The 22,237-nt window shown below is 45.8% G+C and carries 21 protein-coding genes and 1 pseudogene; 20 read left to right on the forward strand and 2 right to left on the reverse strand.

All coding sequences use genetic code 11. From position 1 onward, the window contains the following. Positions 1-3 precede the first annotated feature (3 nt). The 11 genes and pseudogenes from rpsI (at position 4) to argH (ending at position 10,734) form a co-directional block, all read left to right on the forward strand. Positions 4-399: a 30S ribosomal protein S9 gene (rpsI, locus tag QHH26_07905; protein MDH7481879.1), complete on the forward strand. Its 396-nt coding sequence runs from the start codon at positions 4-6 to the stop codon at positions 397-399. A gap of 279 nt (positions 400-678) precedes the next feature. Next, positions 679-1,497 (forward strand): NlpC/P60 family protein, encoded by an 819-nt coding sequence (locus QHH26_07910; GenBank protein ID MDH7481880.1) that lies wholly within the window; start codon positions 679-681, stop codon positions 1,495-1,497. 120 nt (positions 1,498-1,617) lie between these two features. Next, a complete protein-coding gene (gene argC / locus QHH26_07915) occupies positions 1,618-2,664 on the forward strand; it encodes an N-acetyl-gamma-glutamyl-phosphate reductase (protein MDH7481881.1) in 1,047 nt (348 codons plus the stop codon). Then, on the forward strand, positions 2,661-3,860 hold the full coding sequence (argJ, locus tag QHH26_07920; GenBank protein MDH7481882.1) for a bifunctional glutamate N-acetyltransferase/amino-acid acetyltransferase ArgJ: 1,200 nt from the start codon (positions 2,661-2,663) through the stop codon (positions 3,858-3,860). Before argC ends, argJ begins: the two co-directional genes overlap by 4 nt. A 70-nt stretch (positions 3,861-3,930) precedes the next feature. After that, entirely contained in the window at positions 3,931-4,788 is an 858-nt protein-coding gene (gene argB / locus QHH26_07925) for an acetylglutamate kinase (GenBank protein ID MDH7481883.1), read from the forward strand. A 222-nt stretch (positions 4,789-5,010) separates the two neighbouring features. Beyond that, the gene (locus QHH26_07930) at positions 5,011-6,213 is read left to right on the forward strand and encodes an acetylornithine transaminase (GenBank protein ID MDH7481884.1); all 1,203 of its coding nucleotides are present in this window, start codon (positions 5,011-5,013) and stop codon (positions 6,211-6,213) included. 39 nt (positions 6,214-6,252) lie between these two features. Then, positions 6,253-6,720 (forward strand): Clp protease N-terminal domain-containing protein, encoded by a 468-nt coding sequence (locus tag QHH26_07935; protein ID MDH7481885.1) that lies wholly within the window; start codon positions 6,253-6,255, stop codon positions 6,718-6,720. Positions 6,721-6,723: 3 nt separating this feature from the next. Next, positions 6,724-7,134, forward strand: a pseudogene (locus QHH26_07940) (Clp protease N-terminal domain-containing protein). 81 nt (positions 7,135-7,215) lie between these two features. Beyond that, entirely contained in the window at positions 7,216-8,139 is a 924-nt protein-coding gene (gene argF / locus QHH26_07945) for an ornithine carbamoyltransferase (protein ID MDH7481886.1), read from the forward strand. A 22-nt stretch (positions 8,140-8,161) separates the two neighbouring features. Then, entirely contained in the window at positions 8,162-9,352 is a 1,191-nt protein-coding gene (locus QHH26_07950; protein MDH7481887.1) for an argininosuccinate synthase, read from the forward strand. Then, on the forward strand, positions 9,352-10,734 hold the full coding sequence (argH, locus tag QHH26_07955) for an argininosuccinate lyase (protein MDH7481888.1): 1,383 nt from the start codon (positions 9,352-9,354) through the stop codon (positions 10,732-10,734). Before QHH26_07950 ends, argH begins: the two co-directional genes overlap by 1 nt. Before the next feature lie 34 nt (positions 10,735-10,768). On the opposite strand, the gene QHH26_07960 is transcribed toward argH, so the two are convergent. Further along, a complete protein-coding gene (locus tag QHH26_07960) occupies positions 10,769-11,182 on the reverse strand; it encodes an ATP-binding protein (GenBank protein MDH7481889.1) in 414 nt (137 codons plus the stop codon). Between the two features lie 21 nt (positions 11,183-11,203). Further along, on the reverse strand, positions 11,204-13,435 hold the full coding sequence (locus tag QHH26_07965; protein MDH7481890.1) for a SpoIIE family protein phosphatase: 2,232 nt from the start codon (positions 13,433-13,435) through the stop codon (positions 11,204-11,206). 568 nt (positions 13,436-14,003) lie between these two features. Here QHH26_07965 and QHH26_07970 point away from each other — a divergent pair. From QHH26_07970 to fliE, 9 genes are all read left to right on the forward strand, one after another. Continuing rightward, positions 14,004-15,278, forward strand: coding sequence for a neutral/alkaline non-lysosomal ceramidase N-terminal domain-containing protein (locus QHH26_07970; protein ID MDH7481891.1), 1,275 nt, complete (start codon positions 14,004-14,006; stop codon positions 15,276-15,278). A gap of 69 nt (positions 15,279-15,347) precedes the next feature. Further along, positions 15,348-16,904, forward strand: coding sequence for a response regulator (locus QHH26_07975; protein MDH7481892.1), 1,557 nt, complete (start codon positions 15,348-15,350; stop codon positions 16,902-16,904). Between the two features lies 1 nt (position 16,905). Then, positions 16,906-18,294 (forward strand): sigma-54 dependent transcriptional regulator, encoded by a 1,389-nt coding sequence (locus tag QHH26_07980; protein MDH7481893.1) that lies wholly within the window; start codon positions 16,906-16,908, stop codon positions 18,292-18,294. Then, positions 18,284-19,111 carry an ATP-binding protein gene (locus QHH26_07985; protein ID MDH7481894.1) on the forward strand — a complete coding sequence of 276 codons (828 nt, stop codon included), beginning with the start codon at positions 18,284-18,286 and terminating at the stop codon, positions 19,109-19,111. The genes QHH26_07980 and QHH26_07985 overlap by 11 nt, the downstream gene beginning before the upstream one ends. 4 nt (positions 19,112-19,115) lie before the next feature. Next, positions 19,116-19,511 carry a response regulator gene (locus QHH26_07990; GenBank protein ID MDH7481895.1) on the forward strand — a complete coding sequence of 132 codons (396 nt, stop codon included), beginning with the start codon at positions 19,116-19,118 and terminating at the stop codon, positions 19,509-19,511. A 28-nt stretch (positions 19,512-19,539) separates the two neighbouring features. Next, entirely contained in the window at positions 19,540-20,943 is a 1,404-nt protein-coding gene (gene rpoN, locus QHH26_07995) for an RNA polymerase factor sigma-54 (protein MDH7481896.1), read from the forward strand. A gap of 172 nt (positions 20,944-21,115) precedes the next feature. Beyond that, positions 21,116-21,502 carry a flagellar basal body rod protein FlgB gene (gene flgB, locus QHH26_08000; protein ID MDH7481897.1) on the forward strand — a complete coding sequence of 129 codons (387 nt, stop codon included), beginning with the start codon at positions 21,116-21,118 and terminating at the stop codon, positions 21,500-21,502. Positions 21,503-21,504: 2 nt separating this feature from the next. Further along, positions 21,505-21,915: a flagellar basal body rod protein FlgC gene (gene flgC / locus QHH26_08005; GenBank protein ID MDH7481898.1), complete on the forward strand. Its 411-nt coding sequence runs from the start codon at positions 21,505-21,507 to the stop codon at positions 21,913-21,915. A gap of 18 nt (positions 21,916-21,933) precedes the next feature. Further along, complete coding sequence (gene fliE, locus QHH26_08010; GenBank protein ID MDH7481899.1) at positions 21,934-22,224, forward strand: flagellar hook-basal body complex protein FliE; 291 nt, start codon at positions 21,934-21,936, stop codon at positions 22,222-22,224. Positions 22,225-22,237: the final 13 nt, after the last annotated feature.

The following is a 22,237-nucleotide window of genomic DNA, read 5'->3' on the forward strand; positions in this document are numbered from 1 at the left end:
GTCTTGGTAGAGCAGGTTAAATACTACGCAACAGGCCATAGAAAAAACGCAACGGCAAAAGTATGGTTAACGCCTGGGGAGGGCATTATAACCATAAATGGCCGCCCGGCCGCCGAGTACCTCGGGCGCAAGACTCTCGAAATGATCATCCGACAGCCGTTGGAAGCTGTGGATGTCGCCGGGAAATATAATGTCATAGCACATGTACTTGGCGGCGGCATTTCTGGTCAGGCGGGAGCAATCCGACATGGCATCTCTAAAGCTCTCGTTGTTGCCGACCCAGAACTGCGGCCTTTATTGAGGAGAATGGGCTTCCTCACACGCGACCCAAGAGTAAAGGAGCGCAAGAAGTACGGTAGGAAGCGTGCGCGCCGCGGATTCCAGTTCTCGAAGCGTTAAAATATCTGGCCGTTTCTTGCAATAGAAAAGATTCGGTTGCGAATTAAGGGGCGAAGCATCGGCTTTCGTAATGAGTTAAACGATTTATAGAGCCGAGGTTTCGCCCCATTTGCATGTTAAGAAGTGATGTGCTATATTTCAAATACATCTAGCACTTGTACTTGCTAAAGTTCATGCCTCAACCAAGCCGATAATTTGAAAGGCAGCGCTTCAATCCAATTTTGAGCTGGTATACTATAAACTGAAAATGTTTCTTTGCCTATGAGGAGAATTGAACTATTGGCAAAAAATATCATATTCTATTTTGCCTTTTCAGCATTCCTAATAATCGGCAGTGTATATGCCGATGGGCAGCTTACCATTACCCTTGATCCCCCTGCCGAGGAGCAGAAGGATAATCTTCGTTTGAACCACGAGACACTCGGCGCTACTAGAGAGAACTCAGCAAAATATGAAGCAAGAGTTCTAAGTGCACGGCAAACCACAAACAAGGAAGTCGTAATCGGTCGAGTAGGGGTTGTCAAGGCGGCAAATGCAAATATCATGCGCGCTCCTACAAAGAAAGGATATCAGCTATTTACCTGTCCCAGGGGTTCATATCTTGCAATCGTCGCTGATAGCCCCAATTGGTATGGTGTCTTGATGATTGATGGCAGTACAGGCTGGATTGAAAAGAGCAAAGTAAGCCTTCTAAATTACAATGTTATAGGCCAGAAGAACCTTCCAAATGGACTTGGCCCTAAAATTGTTAACACAGCGCTTAAATACCTTGGCATTCCCTATCGGTGGGGTGGTTACTCTTGGAATGGATTGGACTGCTCAGGTTTTGTTAAGGCTGTCTTTGCAAGCCATGGTATAGAACTCCCTCGAACAGCACGTGAGCAAGCCAGTGTAGGCGTTCCTGTCAATGCAAGCGACCTCCAACCTGGCGACCGGCTTTACTTTGCATGCAAAGGTGGCGCGATTGACCACTGCGGTATTTACATTGGCAATGGTTTATTTATCCATTCATCATCATCGCGAGGAGGAGTTGCTATCGACAATCTTCTAACAAAACCTCTCTATTATAATACACTTGTTGCCGCCCGAAGATCATAACTCTCCGAATATGGCAAGCGACGAATCCTTCCTCTTGTTGATAAAACGGCGTCCGTGTGGTATCATTTTTCCATCCGCATTTTCTTTAGCGTCTATTTTCATCTTAGAAAGATTTAAGAAATGGTAAGAGTAGGTGTTATTGGAGCATTAGGATACGGCGGCGGCGAGCTTGTACGAATTCTTACTAATCACCCACATGTCAAGCTAACATATTTATGTTCAGAGCTTGAGAAGCCTGTGCGCATTTCAGATGTATGTCCAGGACTTAAAGGCATCCTTGATGCCAACTGCGAGGTATACGACCCAAACACAGCGATCGAGCAATGCGACATACTTTTTATTGCTCAACATCCCGGGTGGGCAATGAAACATGCTAGGCGGTTTCTTGACACTGGAATCAAAGTTATTGATTTGAGTGCAGACTTCCGACTTCGCAACCCCGAAAATTATGAGCAGTGGTATAAAATTAAGCATGAATCACCCGAATTGATTCAGCAAGCGGTTTACGGGTTGCCAGAACTCTATAGAAGTCAAATTGCCCAGGCGAAATTGATTGCCAACCCTGGTTGCTTTCCAACGGGTGCAATCTTGGCTCTAATGCCTCTGCTAAGAGAGAAGCTTGTGGACCCAGATACAATCATTGTGGATTCGAAAACTGGTGCTTCAGGCGCAGGGCGCATGGCTCATAAACTCGACTTCCATTTTCCTGAGCTTAACGAGAGCATGAAGCCATATAACGTTGGTGTCCATAGACATACCCCTGAAATTGAGCAGGAGCTTACTTCGATTGCTGGATGCCAAGTAACCATATCATTCACGCCCCACTTAGTGCCAATCACTAGAGGTATTCTTACAACCGCATATGCTAGGCTTATTGACACTAATATGACAACAGAAAATCTCGTTGACATCTACAGGCAACATTATGCAGATGATTACTTCGTTGTAGTCCTAAATGCGGGCGAATATCCAGCTACAAAAAACACGTATGGTTCGAACTTTTGTCAGATTGGTTTAAAAGTCGACGAAAGGACAGGGCGTGTGGTTGTAATTTCTGCTATTGACAATCTAGTCAAAGGCATGGCAGGCGAAGCAGTGCAAAATATGAACCTGATGTGCGGTTTTGACGAAAAGACTGCGCTTGATCGTCCGGCGGTGTTTCCATGATAGAATATCCTAGTTCAATAACCAAGCCAAAGGGCTTTTTAGCAGCAGGGGTGCGCGCTGGAATCAAAGAAAAAGGCGAGGATTTGGCGCTCATAGTTTCGGAACAACCTGCTTCGATAGCTGGTGTCTTTACAAAAAACGTATTTAAAGCCGCTCCGGTTCAGGTATGCATTTCGCGAATTCCCAGGGCAACCGCTCGGGCAATTGTCGCAAATAGCGGCAATGCAAATGCATGTACAGGTAAGGTCGGAATAGAAGATGCCAGGCGTATGATTGTCGAGGTGGCAAGCCGACTGAACGTGCCGGAGGAAGATGTGTTTGTTGCGTCCACTGGCGTCATAGGACAGCGTCTGCCAATGCAAAAAATATTAAAAGGCATTGATTTGGCAGTCTCAAGTCTGAGCAAGAATGGCGGCTCGAAAGCAGCTCGGGCGATTATGACCACCGATACTCGTCCGAAGGAAGCCGAAGTTGAGTTTGATATCGGTGGGGTGAGGGCAACAATAGGCGGCATTGCTAAAGGTGCAGGCATGATATGTCCAAATATGGCAACAATGCTTGCATTCCTTACCACCGATGTTGCTATTACACCCACAATGCTTCAGATAGCATTATCTCGTTCGACGGAAATCTCGTTCAACTGCCTTACTGTTGATGGCGACACAAGCACAAATGATAGCGTATTTATTCTTGCGAATGGGGTAGCTGGAAATCCAGTAATTAATGCTGAGGATGAGGTTTTTCAGGTTTTTCAACAACACCTTGATGCTGTCACAACCAAACTTGCTCGCCAAATTGCAGCAGACGGCGAAGGCGCTACGAAGACAGTCAGCGTAACGGTCAAAGGCGCAAAATCCTTTGAAGACTGCCGCCAAATTGCTAAAACCATAGCTAACTCTCCGCTCGTTAAGACGGCAATGTTCGGTTGCGACCCAAATTGGGGCCGAGTTATAGCAGCAGCGGGAAGAGCAGGCGTTGAATTCGACCCCAATGTAGTCAGTTTGTATTTTGGCGATATCTTAATCATTGAAAACGGAGAGCCTGTTGTTTTTTCGGAGGCCGAAGCACGCAAATATCTATCAGGAAAAGATGTGTTGATAACTTTGAACGTAGGCAGTGAGAATTGGTCTGCTACTATATGGACCTGCGATTTTTCGTACGACTACGTCAAAATCAATGCAGAATATCACACTTAAAATTCCACATGATTTTTTTTGTTATTGAAAGTGTAGTGAAACCGAAGTTTAAAGGTTAGGGAGAAAAAAAATGAGTACTAGCGCCGAAAAAGCAGAAATTCTCGTCCAGGCTCTTCCATATATCAGGCAATACTATGGCAAGACCATCGTCGTTAAATATGGCGGCAATGCGATGGTGGACGAAAGGCTTAAACAAGGCGTAATGAAGGACATAGTCCTTATGCATTATGTAGGCATGCGTCCTGTACTTGTCCACGGTGGCGGTCCTGAAATTACCGAATTAATGGAGCGAATGGGCAAAAAGCCGAGCTTCATCAAGGGGCTTCGTGTTACCGATGCAGAGACGATGGAAATCGTCGAGATGGTTCTTACTGGTAAAACAAACAAGAGCATTGTCTCACTTATCAACTCGCAGGGCGGTAAGGCTGTTGGGTTGAGCGGCAAGGATGGGAATCTTATGGTAGCTGAAAAGGCTCAGATTGAAGATGCCGACCTCGGATACGTTGGCAAAATTGTAGAAATAAACACCGAAATCGTCGAAACCCTAATTCATGAGGGATATATACCAGTAGTATCCTCTATTGCGGTAGGTAGAGATTGGGAAACATATAATTTGAATGCAGACCACGCGGCTGGTGAGTTAGCCGGCGCGCTTGAGGCGGCAAAACTAATCATTCTTACAGACGTAACAGGGGTTTATCGTGACTTTAACGACAAAACCAGCCTTATTTCGGAGCTTTCGGCATCAGAAGCCGAGGAAATGATTCGAACCGGCAAGGTTGACAAAGGAATGATTCCGAAGCTGGAGGCATGCCTTATGGCGTTATCGGGCGGCGTGGAACGCGCACATATTATTGATGGCACGCTACCCCATGCACTCCTGATGGAGATATTTACCGACACTGGCATTGGCACTATGATTACCTAGCTTTACCAGTTGGTGTTTGTGCCTCAATTGCACATGCGGTTCTACCGTGATTGACTTTTGTGCGAGAATAGGAGTACAATAAACTACAATAGCAACTGTGAATTAGCATGAAAACGCCGGATTGCTCAAAAACCGCATACCGGCCTGGATATGACAAAGGGACGGAGCCTTTTGCTCTGTCTCTTTGTGTTTAGAAGATAGGAAAGGGTAAGTGGAATAGCGATGCTAGATATAGATACAAAGACTGCGATTGAAATGGATGCCAAGTATATGATGCGCTTTGTTGGGCGGTTGCCAGTTGCATTTGTACGCGGTGAAGGAATAAAAGTTTGGGATGCTGAAGGAAAAGAATACCTAGACTTTCTTGCAGGTATCGCAGTAAATGGTTTGGGCCATTGTCCACCAGCCGTTGTGTCGGCTATTAGGGAGCAAGCTGGGACGCTCATGCATGTGAGCAATCTATACTACATACCCCAACAAGCAGTTCTTGCAAAGCGGTTGGTTGAGCTCTCAGGCTTGGGTAAGGCGTTTTTTTGCAATAGCGGTGCGGAAGCAAATGAAGCAGCTATAAAGCTTGCCCGAAAGTGGGCAAAAGAGAACCGTGGTGAAGATAAATATGAGATCATAACAACAGAGGGGTCTTTCCATGGGCGAACTCTTGCTACTGTAACTGCGACAGGACAGCCGAAGTACCATCAGGGATTCGAACCATTGGTTCCTGGGTTCAAATACGTGCCATTTAATGACCTCACGGCGTTGAAGGCAGCAATTTCTGAGAGCACATGTGCAATAATGCTCGAGCCCATACAGGGCGAATCGGGCGTTTTTCCTGCTAGTCTTGAATATCTGCGTGGCGTTAGAAAACTTTGTGATGAATTAGGATTGCTCTTGATACTAGATGAGATTCAAACTGGGTTAGGTAGAACTGGAAAGTGGTTTGGTTTTCAGCATTATGGCATAATGCCAGATATCATGACGTTGGCAAAGACTCTGGGAGGAGGCTTCCCAATAGGTGCATGTCTAGCGTCTGATATCGTTGCCACCGGATTTCAGCCGGGCAATCATTCTTCAACTTTCGGCGGAAATCCATTGGCTTGTGCCGCTGCAATCGCCGCATTGCGCGCAATTGACGAAGAAGGCTTGGTTCAAAACTCGGCGGAAGTAGGGGTTTATTTTAAGGACCGGCTGGAAGAACTTAAATCAAGACGGGATGATATCGTCGAAATACGTGGTGTGGGTTTAATGATTGGAATGACGCTGGCGCGCAAGGATGCACCCAAAGTGGCAACGAAATGCCTAGAAAAAGGGTTAATACTCAATTCGATTGGCGAAAGCATTTTGAGATTTCTCCCACCTTTAATTGTCAAAAAGGAACATGTTGATACCGCTGTGGATATACTTAGCGAAACCCTTCAGGAGGTTTAGTTTTATTAGACTTCCGCTGTGTTGAGAGGAGATACAAAAATGTGGAAGCAACTTACCCAGAAAGCACAAAAAGCAGTCTTTCTGGCGCTTGAAGAAGCAGGAAAACTTGGTTATAGCCATGTAGGTCCAGAACATTTGCTTCTAGCGCTTGTCAGAGAAGAAGATTGCCTTGCCGCCAGAATTCTCGAGCGGGTAGGCGTTGACCTTGGTACGGTGCGCAGCGAAATTATGAAGCGGTTGTCGAGAGGTTCGGAGACGTTGAGCGATGGTCTTGAGCTTACGGCTGAGGCAAAGCACGTAATAGACCTAGCTTTTGATGAAAGCAGACAGGCGAAAGAGGAATGGATAGGAACTGAGCATTTACTAATTGGGCTTGCAGAAGAACCCCATAGTATTGCAGCTCAATTTCTTGCCGAGCATGGTATTGATGCAGCACTAATTCGCAGAGAGCTGAGAAGTATGCAAGCAGGTGTATTGCCGTTCGGGCAGAACAGTGGAGGAAAGTAACAAATGTGGCAGAGATTCACGGAAAAGGCGCGGTTGGCTATTTTCTATGCTCAGGAGGAGGCGGCGAAAAGAAAGAGCAAAATCGTTGGCACTGAGCATTTATTACTTGGTTTATTGGATGAGCCAGACAACATTGCCAAACGTGTCTTTCAGCGCATCGGAGTAAACGAGGAAAGCCTGCGCAGGGAGATTGAAAAAATGGCGCCGGTTTCTGACACGGGCGATGTAAACCAAGATATGCAACTCTCAGCAAATGCGAAGCGTGCAATTGATTTGGCTTACCAGTCGGCTAGAGAGCTGAGAAACAATTACGTTGGGACAGAGCACCTACTGCTCGGATTGGTAAAAAATGACCGTGGAACCGTTGCTCCTCTTCTAGCGCAAATGGGTGTGACTTTCGAACGTGTAAAGCAAGAAATCTCAGCGATTCAAACGTCGGAGACACACGCCGACGAAATCGCGCCTCATGAATCGCATCTGAACGTACCGGATGATATGCGGGGCAAAGATTTAATCTCAATTGATGACCTTAGCCGCGAGGAAATAGAAACAATATTTGACCTTGCCCGACGGCTTAAATCAAAAAGTTTAGCAGAGCAATATGCCAATCCCATTCTACCAGGCAAGACGCTCGCTATGATATTTGAGAAGCCCTCTCTTAGGACACGTGTAACATTCGAGGTTGGTATGTCTCAACTTGGCGGTAATGCTGTCTATCTTGCACCCGCCGACATCCGAATGGGCGAACGTGAGCAAGTCAGCGATGTTGCAAAGAACCTCGAACGCTGGGTGCATGGTATAATGGCACGGACTTTTAAGCATAAAACAATAACCGAACTTGCAAAATATGCAAATATCCCAATTATAAATGGTTTATCAGACCTAGAGCATCCTTGCCAAGCATTGGCCGACTTCTTGACAATCTTAGAGAAAAAGGGCGATCTTTCTAAGCTCAAGCTTGCCTACATTGGAGATGGATGCAACACTTGCCACAGCCTCATGCTCCTAGCTGCAAAGGTTGGCACGGACATTGCGGTGGGTTGTCCGGAGGGTTATGAGCCAAATACAGTAATTCTCAACAAAGCACTTCGAGCGGCGGAGCACTCGGGAGCTTCGATAAAAATAACAAATGACCCATTTGAGGCCGTAAAAAATGCTGATGCAATCTATACGGACGTCTGGTGTAGTATGGGGTTGGAGGATGAGCGAGAGAAACGACTGCCAGTGTTCCAACCTTATCAAGTAAATCAAAAGCTTGTTGAGGCAGCTCGGAGCGATGTAATTGTTCTCCACTGCCTCCCAGCGCACCGCGGCGAGGAAATCACTGACGAAGTAATCGATGGCCCGCACTCGGTTGTGTTCGACGAAGCGGAGAATCGTTTGCACGTGCAAAAAGCACTATTGGCATTGCTATTGTAACATAAAAGAAGGAGCGGAAAAGATGAAAACAGTAGTTCTTGCATATTCTGGTGGCTTGGATACCTCGGTTTGCATACCGATGATGAAAGAGTTTTACGGTTTTGATAAGGTTGTAACTGTAACGGTTGACGTGGGCCAGCCACCCGATGACATTGCCGAAGCCGAGGAGAAGGCTCGTATCTTAGGAACAGAGCATTATACTATCGATGCTAAAGAAGAATTTGTGAAAGATTATGTATTCCATGCCATAAAAGCAAATGGCGACTACCAGGGCTATCCATTGAGTACTGCAATTGCTAGGCCATTAATTGCCGCCAAGAGCGTTGAGATAGCCCAGCAGGTCGATGCTGACGCATTCGGCCATGGGTGCACCGGTAAAGGAAATGACCAATTTAGGTTCGAAATCGTCGTTCGAACGTTTGCACCCGAAAAAGAAGTCATTGCTCCAATGCGAGAGCGGAACCTCACGCGAAGCGAGGAAATCGAATATGCAAAAAGCCGCGGCGTGCCTATTGCCCAGTCGGTTGAGAAGATATGGAGCATTGATGAAAATCTTTGGGGTCGCTCAATCGAAGGCGGCCGACTCGAAGAACCTGACTTTGCGCCACCAGAGGAGATTTATAAATGGACAAAAGGTCCTGACAAAAGCCCAAATACCCCGCTTGAGATTACGATTGGCTTCGAGAACGGTGTGCCAGTCTCGCTGGATGGCAAGAGGATGGACGGAGTTTCCCTAATTCGCGAGCTGAATGAAATCGCAGGTGAACACGGCGTTGGTAGAATAGACATAATGGAGGATAGAATGCTCGGGTTGAAAGTGCGAGAAAACTACGAGTGTCCAGCGGCCGTCACGCTGCTAACCGCACACAAAGCGTTGGAAGCATTGGTTTGCACAAAAGAAGAGATAAAGTTCAAGTCGATGGTTGACCGTGAATGGGGCCAACTTGCGTATGAAGGTCTTTGGTTCCATCCTTTGAAGGAAGATCTAGAGGCGTTTATTGATAAAATTCAAGAGCGCGTAACCGGGGACGTAAAAATGCAATTATTTAAGGGTCAGGCAAAGGTCATTGGACGGAGTAGTAGATGGGCGCTATATTCTGAGGACTTAGCATCGTTCGACACAAAGACCTTTGTGCAAAGCGAAATGACGGGTGCAGTAAAAGTTCATGGCTTGCAATCCAAAATGTATTGGTGGTTGAAAAGGGGTCAATGATGTCCAAGCTTTGGGGCGGAAGATTCAAGAAAGCAACTTCTCCAATTGTGGATGAGTTCAACGCTTCAATAAGCTTCGACGCGAGGCTTTGGAGGTATGACATCGAGCAGAGCATTGCCCATGCCTCCATGCTTGGCAAGTGTGGAATTATTCCGCTGGCAGAGTCGGAAAAGATTATACAAGGTCTTCGTGATCTAAAAAACGATATTGAGGCGGGAAAAGTTGAGTTCGACACGTCGGCAGAAGACATCCACATGAACATCGAAAAGCTTCTTCACGAGCGAATAGGCGATGTGGCTGGGATGCTGCAGACCGCTCGAAGCCGCAATGACCAGGTTGCAACCGACGTTCGAATGTACGTAAAGGCGCAAATAAAGGAGATTGATAGCCTGATTCGAGAAGCCCAATCAGCTTTTATCAAAGTTGCCGAGAGCAATATTGATACAATAATGCCTGGATATACACACCTTCAACATGCCCAGCCCGTTATGCTAGCTCATCACATTCTTGCATATGTGTGGATGCTTCAGCGTGATCGAGAACGCCTAGCAGATTGTTTCAAACGGACAGATGTGCTTCCGCTGGGATCCGCGGCGCTTGCGGGAACCTCGTTCCCGATTGATAGGGAATACACGGCTAAAATGCTTGGATTTTCACGGATAAGTGAAAATAGTATGGATGCGGTAGCAGAGCGGGACTTTGCGGTAGAGTTCTTGTGTGCACTCTCAATCCTAGCCATGCACATGTCCAGATTTGCTGAAGAAGTCGTCATTTGGAATACAAGTGAATTTGGCTTTATCGAACTTGACGACTCAGTTGCGACAGGCAGTAGCCTAATGCCGCAGAAAAAGAATCCAGATGTAGCTGAACTCATGCGTGCAAAGACAGGACGTGTTTACGGTGATTTAATGGCACTTCTTACTGTTCTCAAAGGTCTGCCTTTGACCTACAACAAGGACCTCCAAGAGGATAAAGAACGCTTGTTTGATGCTTCAGATACCATAGTTATTTGTCTAAAAGTTCTCATTGAGTTCGTTGGGCATTTGAAGTTCAATACCACAAGGATGGCGGCTGGGCTTGAAGGTGACTTTTCGACTGCAACCGACATAGCAGATTACCTTGTAACACGCGGCGTGCCGTTTAGAACTGCCCATGAAATAACCGGGAAGCTTGTAAGGTATTGCTTGGAACAGGGCAAGACCTTGGGCAACTTGACGCTTGAAGAAATGCGGAGATTCTCGGATAAGTTCGAGGGCTCAAACTTGACATGGGATGCCTGGTCCTCGGTCGAAAAACGCAATATCCCTGGAGCAACGGCTCCATGCCGATTGAGGGAACAATTGGAGGCTGCGAAAAAGGCGCTTGCCGCTGATTTGTTCTAGCCGTGCGACGGCTGTTTGTTTCCGGTTTAGAACCTCAAGTTAATTTTTTCGCCATCCGAACGGTGGTAATGCCGTTACTACAGCAAATTTTAAGGTTATCCATCACTTGTTTTATTAGATACAATCCCAAGCCGCCTTCGTGTATTTTTTCGATGGGAGGTGGCTCAATCTTGAGCGTTTCTGGCTGAAAGTCGGCACTTTCGTTGCGTACTTCTATTTCAATCTGGTTAGGATGAATCTCAAATGCTATCGTAATCGGTGAGTTTGGCGAACGGCTGAATTTAATTGCGTTACTGCATGCCTCACCGATTGCTAATTTTATATCGTCTTTTTGCTCTTCGGTTAAAGAAATTTGATTTGTCGGTATAAGGTCGATTAAGTTTCTAATAAGCGAAAGATATTTCGGCGAGCTTGGTATCTCAAGGCGTACGAACTCCGACGGTGCCACAGTAATCTACTCCTTATTACATTACAGTGTTTTAATTACGATAAGTGCTATATCATCAGTAACCTTAAGATTGGGAGCCGTTGCTAGTTTATAGATATTATCGGCAATCTCATTGGCAGGTTTCAGATGATATTTTACAAGAACTTCGCTAATAGCACGCAGAGATGTGGTAGGATCGTGTGATATCGCTTCAATCAAACCATCAGTGTAAAGCATAAGTATATCACCACTCCCCAATTTGATGCTTCGTTCTTGATAATTGACAGAGGGCATTACGCCAAGAATTAAGCCCGGAGTGCTTATCTGTTCAACTCTACCAATGTGTGCTCGGTATAGGATTGCTGGTTCATGACCAGCACAACTTAGGACGAGCGTACGCCGTTTCGCATCGAGAACGGCATAAAGCATGGTAATAAATGACTCATTCCCAGTTTGCTGGTATATCAGGCGATTCATTTTTTGAAGCAGCTTGGCTGGTGATTGTGTTTCTTCTGCCAATGCTCTTAGAGAATGCTTGCACATCGCGATATAATTCGCCGCTGCAACGCTTTTTCCTGAAACGTCCGCAATCGCTACACCATAATTATGTTCGGAAATCTTTATGACTTCATAGTAATCCCCGCCTACCTGGTGGGCTGGATTAAATTTGGCGCTAACTTCGAACCCTGGTATGTTTTCAATTTCACCAGGTAAAAGATTTTTCAGACTAATATTGGCTATATCCCATTGATGCTGGTAGAGGCGTGCGTTTTCAATTGCAATAGCGGCAAGTTCGGCTAATCCGAGAAGCAAACGCTGAAGAGGAAGCTGGAAAGCGCTTGTTTGGCGGTGAAATATTACAATGTAACCTACTACTCTGCGCTTGATCGAAAGCCGCACAATTGTCGCTGCATCAAGCCCAAGATTTGAGATAGTTTTTATCTCTCTGTATTCCTTATATTCTGAAAGGTCTAAGGTTACTATACTTTTTTTGGACCTTTCGGCTGTAATTATTCCTGGCATTGCAAGATCTATATATGCTTGGCTTTCGTCAGCTCCAAGTCCTCGGCCCCCTCCTAATTGGACCTCGCCGGATTGGGGATTATAGAGTACAATGCAGCATACTTCCGCTGCGAGCTTTTCGCACAGCTGGTCCAATATTAACTCAAAAACCTTCTTTAATTCAAGCGATGAAGTTATGGTTTTTGCAATTTTAAATAGACTTGCAAGGTATTTTGTTTGAGTTGTAGCGGCGTTGTAAAGAAGGTTATTTTCGACCGCCATCGCTATTTGGCCCGATATTGTTGATACCATCACCATTTCTTGGTTTCCAAAAGTTCGCCCTGGCGTGGTTCGGTTCACGCTTAATACACCAACAAGTGATTTTCTCCCAATTAGGGGAGTCGAGATTGAGGATACAATTTCTGGCCTCTCAGTGATTAAATCGAACTGGTTGGGGTCAGCTGGACCATTTAAAAGCAGTGGCTTTCGGTTTGCTATTACCCAACCGGCTATTCCTCTTTCTTTGGGGATTGTTGTTAGTGGTTGTATATCTTCATTGAGGCCTTTGCAAGCGTAAATAGTAAATATTCCGCGCCTGCATAACATCACTGAGCCGCTGTCTGCGTCCAGCGCATAAAGTATTTCCGTTAGTGCTTGGTCTAAGAGCTGTCGAATGTCAAGAGTTGAATGTGCAACTTTTGTAAGACGTTCGAACGGTAAATCGGTGTGCGTAGGAAAACTTCTAGTTTTTGGCCGCCCAAAGACGGCCGCAATGTGATTAGCTATCGTATATAGAAGCTCAACTTCCCAAACAGGGAATGGGCGGATGTGTGATGCCATGCCCAGAAGCACTCCAGGCTTTGAGTCTGGAATTTCAATGGGAATAGCTACAAGTGCCCTTACATCTTCAAGTGAATATGGGTGTACCGATTCGCGACCAATAGAGGGTAGATTTTCTATTACTTTAGGGGAGCAGTTTGTTACGACCCAGTTGATAACTTCATCATTTGGATGTTGAAAATACTCGCGTAAACTTGGTGAAAGATTTCTTGATGCAATTAAGGCAGGAGTGCCTGTAATTGGCGAGGGGAGGAGAAGAGCTGTTTTATCTAATCTAAGGCATCGTATCGGAATTTCAACTGCAAGCTCCAGAACGTGTTCCAAATCACCTGCCGCTGCATGGCGTGACAAAAGGTGAAGGTGCCCCAAAATATCAATAAAACTCTTGGGACCTTGGCTGCTCTTGGCTGTAATCTCTTCTCGGCTTTCCATTGGATTCACGCCCAGCGAAGCATGATATTAGCGCAACTGAGTATCTTTAGGCAATTCCTATTCTTAAATTGGCAACTAAATATAAGCAAATTATTTTTTCTATATTTTTGCAAGCAGCCAATTCAGAGCTTAAAATATTGACTGTCTGAGGTTACAATTAGTTGGAAATTGTGCGCCTGCACCTTGCCAAACCAGATTGTTGTTAAGGTTGCTAGAAAAGACGCCCTCCCTGACTCGGTGTTTTCTTTCTACTTTAGAAATCCGTTTTGTCCTTTGGCGCTTATTTGTTTCTTGTTATCTTAGAATTTTTCCTTTATATAGCTGGTTGTTGGTAGCTGAGGTAAAATAAAGGGAATAATGGCTTGGCCTATGCTTGGTAGTAATTATAGGTCATCCCATGGAAGCAGTCAAGTTTTTTTCTTTAGAAACTTCTAAAATTACGCCACCATGCTTTCCCTTAATTTTATCTTTATCAGCTTTTCTAGAAGGAATATTGTTTTAGAAGCATAAAGAATATTTGGCATAATTGTTGAACAACCAACCACTTCCTTGGAAAAGGGGCATAGAATTGAGTAAGTTGCTTGCGGGCGTTGCAAAGTCGGTAATTAATCCTCCAGTCGGAGTAGATCTTAGCGGCTATGCTAGCAGAACCAGCGGAAGCATTGGTATTCATGATGATCTGCATGCAAAAGCACTGGTCATTTCAGATGGCTCGACAAAGGCAGCAGTTGTTACCCTTGACCTTCTCGGCATAGATGCTAGGCAGGTTGCTGATTTGCGAGCCGAGATATCATCAAAGACTGATATCCCAATGGGCAATATCCTGATTTCTGCATCACACACCCATACAGGACCAGCCACACAAGAGCTGAGGGTTTGCGGCAGAGTACATGAGCAGTATATCAGAGATTTGCTGAAAAAGATCGCGGTGACGGTCAAAGAAGCAGAAGGATGCATGCAGCCTGCAGAATTTGGCTATTCGGTTGGCAGGGCAAATATCGCTGTCAATCGGCGGCTTCGCACTCAAACCGGCGAAACTCATTTAATGCCAAATCCCGCTGGAGTAACTGACCCCGATGTCGGTGTTTGGTACTTTAGAAACATGAAAGGTGACCCAATTGCCATTCTTTTCAACTATGCCTGCCATGCTGTAGTTATTGGCGATGTGCTCGAGATTTCTGCTGATTGGCCAGGTGCGGCACAGCGGGTGCTTGAGAAGGATGTCGGTGGCCAAGCAATGTTCTTGCAAGGATGTTGTGGAAATATCAACCCACGAGAGCGTTTTTCATGGCAAGTTGTCGAAAAGTTGGGTGGAGAGGTTGCTGATGCAGTAAAGAACGTTTTGCCGGATATTCATCTAACAAGCGACGCAAAGATTAGTGTTGCTAGGGAAGTCATAGAATTGCCGCTACAGCCGCCTCCAAGCCGTGAGGAACTTGAACGAATCATTGCTGAGACGGAGAAATCAATGCAAGCAAGTGAACCTACTTCGACTGATTGGCGTATTAATGCCGCATATAATGATTGGGCAAAAACCCTCCTTACAGGGGAAAGTAAAGCCTCCGTCTCAATTGAGGTTTTTAGGCTCCGATTGGGAGATTATAACATCATTACTCTTCCTGGAGAGGCATTTGTGGAGTATGCCTTGCAGATAAAGGCAATGAAGCCAAACACCATAGTCGCCGCATACTCGAATGGCAATATCGGTTACATTCCAACCAAATCAGCTTTCCCCGAGAAAGGCTATGAGGTTGAAGTAGCATACAAGCTTTATGGAGAGCAAGTGATAACAGATGAGGCTGAGGATTTAATCCTTACCACTGCGCGTCGGTTGCTTACTTGAAAATGATTCAGACCTCTGGTAACTTAGTAAGCACTTTGACAAATGATTATGGGATATAGGTGAAAGAAAGTGAGTGTTAAAGAAGCAAATTCAGTAGTTGATTTTTCATTTCAATTGCCAGCCGAACAGGGAATGCGGGGCGTTTTGCTACTAGATTGTAATCATCAAATAACATCCATCGATCCAGGTTTCTGCGAATTGTTTGGCGTATCGTCGTCTGAAATGATAGGGAAGGATAGGTTGCAAGCAATGCTCCAAATCCCAAACCTTCGCTTCCGAAATCCTGGCGCTTTTATTGAGAGTTGTCAAGGCTTAGTCAGTAGACCCAAAAAGATTCTTGACGATGTGTTTGAGATAGTAAGCCCAACCCATCGAATACTTCATAGATACAGCAGTCCTCTCTTTGACAGCGAGGGTAGATGCCTAGGGAGGATAGAGATCTATAGTGACATCACTAGAAGACGTGAGCTTGAGCACAGAGTTCGGCAGGCATATGAGGAACTAAGGACTACCCAAGACCAACTTATTCAATCCGAGAAACTTCGGGCGGTGGGAGAAATTGCCAGTGGCGTTGCGCATGATTTTAATAATGTGCTTGGTATTATCTTAGGAAACATTCAACTTCTGGCTCGTACAACGAAAGATGAGGCTGTTCTTACTCGCTTAAACGCTATGGAACGAGCAGCTCTCGATGCGGCAGAGACTGTTCGAAGAATTCGCGAATTCACCAAAGTAAAACCCGACGAACCATTTTGTCCCATTGATTTGACTGCCCTTGCGTCAGAGGTAGTGGAAATGCTCCGTCCAATGTGGGAAGATTCGATGCAGGCGCAAGGGAGCAAAATTGAAGTCAACATTCATCCATTAGAAAGAGCATTTGCCTTGGGTGTTGCTGCCGAGATTCGCGAAGTCCTTGCAAATGTTCTTCTAAACGCCATACAAGCAATGCCTTTCGGTGGCAAGATTGATATTGTAGTAGGAAGAAATAATGATTCATCCTGGGTGCGAGTGGTTGACACAGGAATTGGTATGTCGGAAGATGTGAAAAAGCGGGTATTCGATCCTTTTTTCACTACCCGCGGGGTCGAAGGTGCCGGTCTCGGAATGAGTGTGGCCTATGGAATCATTAGCCGGCATAATGGCAATATCTCAATAGAAAGTAAGCCTGGAGAAGGCACGAGCGTAACTATATCTCTTCCAGCTGCATTTGAGATTCCACAGAGTGATTCAGCAACTCCCGAAAAAGGGACCGCCAAACCAGCGCGAATTCTCGTCGTAGAAGACGAAGAAATGTTCGCAGAGGTGTTTTTTGAAATGCTGACTGAATGTGGACACGCGGTCTGCATTGCTAAAAGCGGGGAGGAAGCGATAGAAAAGTTTAAGGTGAACAATTTTGATATTGTGTTTACAGACCTGGGGATGCCAAGCATGTCCGGATGGCAGGTTGCAAGGGAAATAAAAAATATCGAACCAAGAACGCCTGTAGTTCTCCTTACAGGTTGGGGTACGTCCGTTAACCAGATTGATGTGGAAGATTCAAGCATTGATATGGTCCTTTCGAAACCAGTTAAATTCGAAGATCTTTCATCAATAGTGGCGGAAGCTTTGGCGAAAAAGGGTTCCTGAAGTGAGCAGTAAATATGTCTTAGTTATAGATGATGAGGAAGGTATTCGAACCGTTCTTGCAGACCTTTTCGGAGAGATGGGGTGGCATGTTTGCGAGGCTAAAGATGGCAAGAGCGGTCTTGACTTAGCGTTGTCGGAGGACTTCGACCTTATAATCCTCGATCTCAGCCTCCCTCGTCTTGATGGATTGGCTTTGCTTCGCAAGCTTAGGGAGTCAAAACCTGATGTTCCAGTTATCATAATCACCGGCTACGCCACAATGAAGAGTGCAATTGAAGCTCTTAAGCTAGGTGCATTTGATTATGTTACCAAACCATTTGATTTAAGCGAAGTTCAAATCATCGCCCAGCATGCTGTTGAGCGCCAGCGCTTGATATATGAAAATCGCTATCTGAAAAACGAACTTCGGCAACGCCATGGTTTCGATAACGTCATTGGCCTTACGAAAAAAGTACAGAAGGCGTATATTCTCGCTGCAAAAGTTGCTGACAGCAACGCTTCAGTCCTAATTTTAGGAGAGACAGGCGTAGGCAAGGAATACCTAGCCCGAGCAATTCATTATCAAAGTGCGAGGGCAGATGGTCCATTTGTTAAAGTAAGTTGTGCAGCCTTGCCAGAAGCGCTTCTAGAAAGCGAGCTTTTTGGCCACGAGAAAGGAGCCTTCACTGGGGCAATTGCGCGCAGAATTGGGCGCTTTGAGATGGCGGATGGCGGCACTCTATTTCTTGATGAAATCGGTGATATAACTCCAGCAACTCAAGTAAAGCTCCTTCGAGTCCTTCAAGAAAAGCAATTTGAGCGCGTGGGAGGAAGCGAAACAATAAGTGTAGATGTGCGAATCATTGCTGCTACAAACAAAGATCTTAAAAAAGCCATTGCCAACAAAGAGTTTCGCGAGGACTTATATTACCGCCTTAATGTAATAACTATAAATCTCCCGCCGCTTAGAGAGCGTGTTGAGGACATACCGGAGCTTGTTCGCCACTTCATCGCAAAATACAATAGCGAGACCGGGAAATCCATTGAGGGCATTTCGCCAGAGGGAATTGCAATGCTCCAAAACTATCAGTGGCCTGGTAATATCAGGGAGCTTGAGAATTGCATTGAGCGTGCTGTAATCCTTTGTCATGGGCGAACAATTCTTCCCCAACATATCCTCTTAAGCGAAGAAAATGTCCCATTTTCCACCCCCGCATTTTCAAGCGATGGCATGAGGTCTCTTAAAGATGTCGAGAAGGAACACATCGCCAATGTTCTTGCCAAATGCAATTGGAACCAAAGTCGCGCCGCATCAATCCTCGGAATAGACCGCAAAACTCTCCGCAATAAAATTAGGGAATATGGGCTTGGCATGGAAATTGCTGGCTCCAACCCTGATTATGAGCAATAAATCCTCCAATAATCTAAATGTGTATTTTCAACAAATTGCTTTTTGCCTTGCAAGAGCACGTGATGAAAGAGAAATCGCCGAAATAGCCAACAATTGGGCAGCCGAGGTTAGAGAGTATGTAAATGCCGAAAGACTTTCGGCGGCAAGTAGGATGGCAGGTTGGCTTGCTCACCGACTTAATAATTCGCTTGGAGCGATATCAGGAAATGCACAGCTTCTTGCCAGGCGACTGCAGCGTGATATTAGCGATGAAACTGCTCTTCCAACGTATCTGAGGCACGTTGAGAGCATCCAGGTTGAGACCGAGCGATGTGCTCAAATAACATCCAATCTGTTGAGTTTTACTCGTTCTCGCAGCGTAGAATTAGGAAGAGTAGACGTGAAGCAGGCAGTGGAAGAGGCTACCATACTTGCCTCCTACAATCGTGGCAAGACAGATATTGCCTATGGTAAGGGACTGACCAATGGTAACATCTATGCACTTGCAGATAAAGAATTGTTTGTTCGAGCTATCTACGAAGTATTGGTAAATGCTATTCAAGCATCCGAGGGACGGAAAGTATATGTTGATGTTGAATTAGTTCCTCCCGAAAGCCCTGAGTGGGTTCATGTATTGATAGCCGATTCTGGTCCCGGGATACCGGAGGATATTTTGCTGGACATTTTCGATCCATTCTTTTCCACTCGAGAAAAAGCACAAGGGCTTGGTTTGACTATAAGCTTAGCAGTAATGCGCCAGATGGGTGGGTCGGTCGAAGTAATGCACACGGGGCCAGAGGGCACCGTGATGGCAATCAAAGTGTCAGCAAGGAGGTAAGAAGTTGAGCCGGGCACGAATTCTCGTTGTGGATGACGAACAGAAGCTTTGCGATATCTTAAAGGATATTCTGGAAATAGAGGGATATGAAGTTGAGATATGTTTTGATGAAGCCTCGGCTTATGAAAAACTTGCCTCCAATCAGTTTGACATAGCCATTGTGGATGTCTTTATATCCAACGAGCCGTCTGGCATCTTGTTAGCTAGGCATATAGCTGAGTGTTATCCAGAGACAAGCCTGATTCTAATGACTGGTTTTGCAGACGAAGCGGATATTTGCCGGGCCTTCGAGGCTGGAGCCTATGCCTGTATTACTAAGCCTTTCATGCTTGACGACGTTCTTCGTGTTGTCGGAACGGTCTTAGATAATCGAGGGCAAAATCTTGCATTCGCAGCTTGATTAGCTGCCTGAGAGCAGGGTGTCAAAGATGCGAATAAGAACGGAAACATTACAAAAGCAGATAGCTGGAATAGCGCCTGAGTATATAATGGGGAAAAGCGTCCTGAAAATGAGTTCTTTGGAACTTCAGGAGTTTGTTCAGGCGCAGTCCATTGAAAACCCAGCTCTGGTTATAGAAGAAGTACCACAATGTCCTGTTTGTGGCCGTGACCTTTCAGATGCCGAATGTCCTGCATGCGGTTCTCATCCACTCGATGTTTCCGGTGACCAAGTTGAATCGGACGATTGGCATGAAGAGGGGTGGTTGGCAGTCCAGCGCTCATCAGAAAGTGATACTTCGTTTGAGCCTCTTTCCGTTGTGGCATCGCCCCAATCCCTTCGTGATTATTTAAAGGAGCAAATTCGGACTAGTCTTGAGCCTGAGCTTCATGAAACTGCAGATTTCATCGTTGATGTTTTGGACGAAGACGGCTATTTGCGGGAGCCCTTAATTGATATTGCTAGTCGTTTAGGCCTTAGCGTACCTGAACTTGAGTCTGTACTTGAAAAAGTTCAAGATCTTGACCCACCTGGGATAGCTGCCCGAAGCCTTCAAGAATGCTTGCTAATTCAACTTAAGCGGTTGACAATAGCACATCCAGACCATTTTCTTGCATGTGTCATCGTCCGCGACCATTGGGATGGAGTTGTGAGAATGAGGCTCGACCAAATCGCGAAGAAGATGGGCGTATCACGGGAGCAAGTTGATGGTGCTTTCAAGTTCATACGTGAGCATCTAAACCCCCGGCCTGCAAGCATGTTTCGCGACCCATGGGAGCGTTTTGCACCACGCAACGTATGCCGAACAAGCCCTGATATTGAGGTTCGTTTGAATGCCGATGGTTTAATGGCACAAATTGTAGATCCAACGACTGGCCGCATCGCAGTAGATCAGTTTTATGCTGACTTATATGCTGAAATGAGCCACAAGAGAAATGGTTACTCAGAATCTGACCGCGCTCATGTTCGAGAGTGCGTACTGAAGGCTCAAGCGCTCATCGAGGCTCTTGAATTTCGAAAAGTAACGCTCCGAAAAATTGCCAATGAGCTTCTTAAGCTGCAAGCTGATTTTTTCCTTCGAGGTCCATCGGAATTAAAACCTATGACAAGAAAAGAGCTTGCTGCACGCATAGGTGTTCATGAGTCGACCGTGTGTCGAGCGATTAAGGATAAGACAATCCGACTCCCATCCGGCGAAGTTATTTCAATGGAACTCCTTTTTGACTCCGCACTTCCGGTTAAGGAGCTTGTGCGAAGTCTTGCATCTCAGCGGCTTAGCGACAGCGAAATCGCAGCTCGGCTTAAAGAGCTAGGAATCTCCATTGCTCGCAGAACTGTAGCAAAATACCGCGAGCAACTACGGGTACCGCGCATGGAATATCGCATTGCATAGGCATCTCTTCTTGCTTGCAAATCCCATCATTAATTGTTAAAGACCTCTTTTCAGCGAAAACCTCTGTAATATACTGCTCGGGCAGTACGAGCGAAGCGCAGTAATTCTTTGCCCTGGCACACGAATTGCTGTAAATACGTTGCCCATCGCATAAAGGCAGGTTGAGGTAGATATGGTACGCAGTTTCTTCTCAGATTTAACGACTGTAATGTTGGCTAAATGCTTGGATGCTTGTGGCTTAAGACAACGCGTCATTGCCAACAATATCGCAAATGTTGAGACGCCTGGCTTCACGCGCTCGGAGGTGGCTTTCGAAAGCCGTCTTAAGGAGGCGCTCGAAGCTACAAGTGAGGAGTCAGCAATAAGCCGAATTGAGAAAATCCAGCCTGAAATTATACAGGATAACATTTCGCCAGCAAGACCAAATGGGAATAACGTCTCGATCGAGAAAGAAATGGCTGATATGACGAAGAACTCAATGCAATACGAAGCCCTTGTTCAGCTAATGAACCTCAAAGCAGCCATGATTCGCATGGCGATGAATGAAGGGAGGCGTTAGCTGTGGGTAGTTTTTCCTCAATGGACATAAGCGCATCGGGACTTTTCGCCCAACGAGTTCGCTTGGATGCTATTGCCAACAATATTGCAAACGCAATGACTACCCGTACTGAGAAAGGTGGACCATATAAAAGGCTTGAGGTTGTTTTCAAGGCTTCAAGTGGTCAATTCGACCCCTCAAACGCGGGTGTGCAGGTGGAATCAGTTGTGGAAAGCGACGACCCACCTAAGATGATTTATGACCCCTCGCATCCCGATGCTGGGCCTGATGGAATGGTCGCCATGCCGAACGTGAATATTGTGGAGGAAATGGTGGACCTAATTAGCGCAACAAGAGCTTATGAGGCGAATATCATGGCAATTAATGCCGCACGTTCTATGATAAGCAAGGCTTTGGAGATCGGAAGAACATAATGGGGGCAAGTGATAGCCATGAGGATAGAAGGAATTGGTAGTGGAATTTCAAAAAACCCGGTTTCAATAATAGAAACCACCAATAAAGATAGGAGTTTCGGGCAGTCGATAAGAGACGCGATTTCCGAGGTAAATCGTCTTCAAACGGAAGCAGACCAGCTCGCCACAAAGCTTGCAGTAGGTGACGCTGTCGAGATACACCAGGCGATGATTGCCATGCAGAAAGCAAGCACCGCACTGCAGTTCACTGTTCAAGTTAGGAACAAGATTATAGAGGCTTATCAAGAAATTATGAGGATGCAAGTCTGAAGAGGTAAGTAAC

The sequence above is a fragment of the Armatimonadota bacterium genome, assembly GCA_029907255.1.
Lineage (GTDB): Bacteria > Armatimonadota > UBA5829 > DTJY01 > DTJY01 > JAIMAU01.